The sequence below is a fragment of the Microcystis sp. M53603_WE2 genome (genome assembly GCF_030065435.1).
On the sequence record NZ_JASJFF010000924.1, the window covers coordinates 1 to 2,098 of the forward strand.

At 42.4% G+C, this 2,098-nt stretch carries 2 protein-coding genes; one reads left to right on the forward strand and one right to left on the reverse strand.

Going from position 1 to position 2,098, the window contains the following annotated elements:
- Positions 1-95 precede the first annotated feature (95 nt).
- Positions 96-1,664: an NAD(P)H-hydrate dehydratase gene (locus PX481_RS19580; protein WP_288026166.1), complete on the reverse strand. Its 1,569-nt coding sequence runs from the start codon at positions 1,662-1,664 to the stop codon at positions 96-98.
- Between the two features lie 7 nt (positions 1,665-1,671).
- Between PX481_RS19580 and PX481_RS19585 the strand changes: the two genes are divergently transcribed.
- Positions 1,672-1,806 carry a transposase gene (locus PX481_RS19585; protein ID WP_256378306.1) on the forward strand — a complete coding sequence of 45 codons (135 nt, stop codon included), beginning with the start codon at positions 1,672-1,674 and terminating at the stop codon, positions 1,804-1,806.
- Positions 1,807-2,098 lie beyond the last annotated feature (292 nt).

Genomic DNA, 2,098 nt, shown 5'->3' on the forward strand with positions numbered 1-2,098 from the left:
TCGGCACCCCCCTTATCAAGGGGGGCAGGGGGGATCGAATCTAAAATCCATTTTTAATTTAATTATAACCAGCTATTTAGATACAGTAAAAATTATCAATTCTGATCCCCCCGCCTATCGGCACCCCCCTTATCAAGGGGGGCAGGGGGGATCGAATCTTTAAGGGCAGCAAATAAATAATTAGCTAAAGTTACTCCATCTACTCCTAATTCTGTCCTTTCTTTGGCTGCTAAAATGCCAGCTTGAGCGTGTAAATAAGCCGCTAATGCGGTTGCTTCCGGGGCATTATCCGGCATTTGGGTTAAGAATCCGCCGATTAATCCCGTTAAGACATCACCACTACCACCTCGCGCTAAAGCGGAGCTACTTTCGGGGATTATATACATTTTACCTTCCGGGGAGGCGATTATAGTTCTGGCTCCTTTTAATAAGATAATTGCACCACTTTGTTGAGATGCTTTTTGAGTGATATTAATCCTATCTTGAGAACCTGATAAGTTAGGAAATAAGCGTTTAAATTCTCCCCAATGAGGCGTTAAAATTGTCTTATTCTGACGAGATGATAATTTTTCTATGCCCAGTTGAGCCAAAATATTTAAAGCATCGGCATCGAGTATAATCGGTTTATCACTATCTAAAACCTGTTCGATAATAGCGGGATTTTCTGTAGTTAATCCAGGACCACAGGCGAGGACATGATAATTATTTAATTCTAGGGGAAGTTCGGCAATAGCTCCCGTGGCAGTTTCGGGACAATCGATAATTAATGCTTCTGGTAAATGACTAATTAATAAAGATTTAAGGGCAGCAGGAACAGCAATAGAAAGCATTCCTACACCACTACCTCGCGCTCCTAATCCGGCAAGAATTGCCCCCCCTGCATAACGACGAGAACCACAGATAATTAATAAATGTCCCTGCTGATATTTATGGGTAAGGAGAGGACGGGGTAAAGGTAAATAAGGGCGAATTAGATCGGGATTAACCCTCAGAATTGGCGGTGAATCTTGTAGAATTGTTTCTAGGTCAAGGGGACTAATTCCTATGTCAATTAACTCCACTTTACCCAGATAGGGTAAGGCCAAATCTTGGAAAAAAGCTCGCTTCCAGAGTCCCAAACAAAAGGTATGAGTGGCTTTAATTGCCGTGCCTAAAACCTCTCCGGTGTCGGTGTGAATTCCCGAAGCAATATCGATACTAATTACCGGTTTTTGCCAACTATTAATTTTATCGACTAATTCGGCAATCTCTCCCGATAAAGTCCTTTCTAAACCAAAACCGAAAAGACCATCGATAATTAACTGACAATCCTCTAAAGATTCTAAAGTTTTCTGAAAAATTAAGCCTAAATGCTTGACATAATTAGCCTGTTGTGCTGTTAAATCCTTGAGTTTGGCGATCGGACAAAAAAGAGATACTTGATAGCCGGCGAGATGTAGTTCTCTAGCAATCACGAGAGCATCACCGCCATTGTGACCAGGGCCGACGATAACGCCGATTTTTGGGAAATTAGCCAAAGAATAGGACTTTTTAAGCTGTTGTGCCGTTAACAGGGCTGCCTTTTCCATCAAAGCGGCCACAGGCATACCAGAGGCAAAAATTGCCCCTTCAATGCGACGCATCTGCTCGCTATTAACCACGTTGGACCGATAATTGTAGCTCATTCGGGGGATAAATTGCCTATTAACAGGTCTAGATCACTTTTTTTCGGATTACGTTCACCTGATTATCGATTACAAGCCTGACATCGCTTTATCCAAGTTAATTGCTAACCTTAAAACAGTTAGTAAGCTGTCAAGCATTTAAATTGCTTGTTGAGACGGGGCAAGAGGCAAGAGGCAATAGTAAAGGGATTGGGGGAAATTCAGCTAATCTAAGGATAGGCGGTTAAGATGCGTCTTAGCTTAGTCGCTTAATTAGGGTTTGCGGCAAAAAGTTTTTCGTCGGGGCCGGGTGTGGGGTGTTGGGTGTAGGGTTTTACCCATTTTCAGACGGTCAATTACCTAATTTTCAGGGAAAAAGTCCCAGAATTTTCGCCCCGATCACTCTCAGCTGGCACTTTTTGAGGACAAAAAAGTCTAAAAGTCTTATCCAACAA

Bases quoted from the DNA above. Each gene is read 5' to 3' on its own strand.
- PX481_RS19580 (WP_288026166.1), bottom strand. From the start codon at position 1,664: ATGAGCTACAATTATCGGTCCAACGTGGTTAATAGCGAGCAGATGCGT.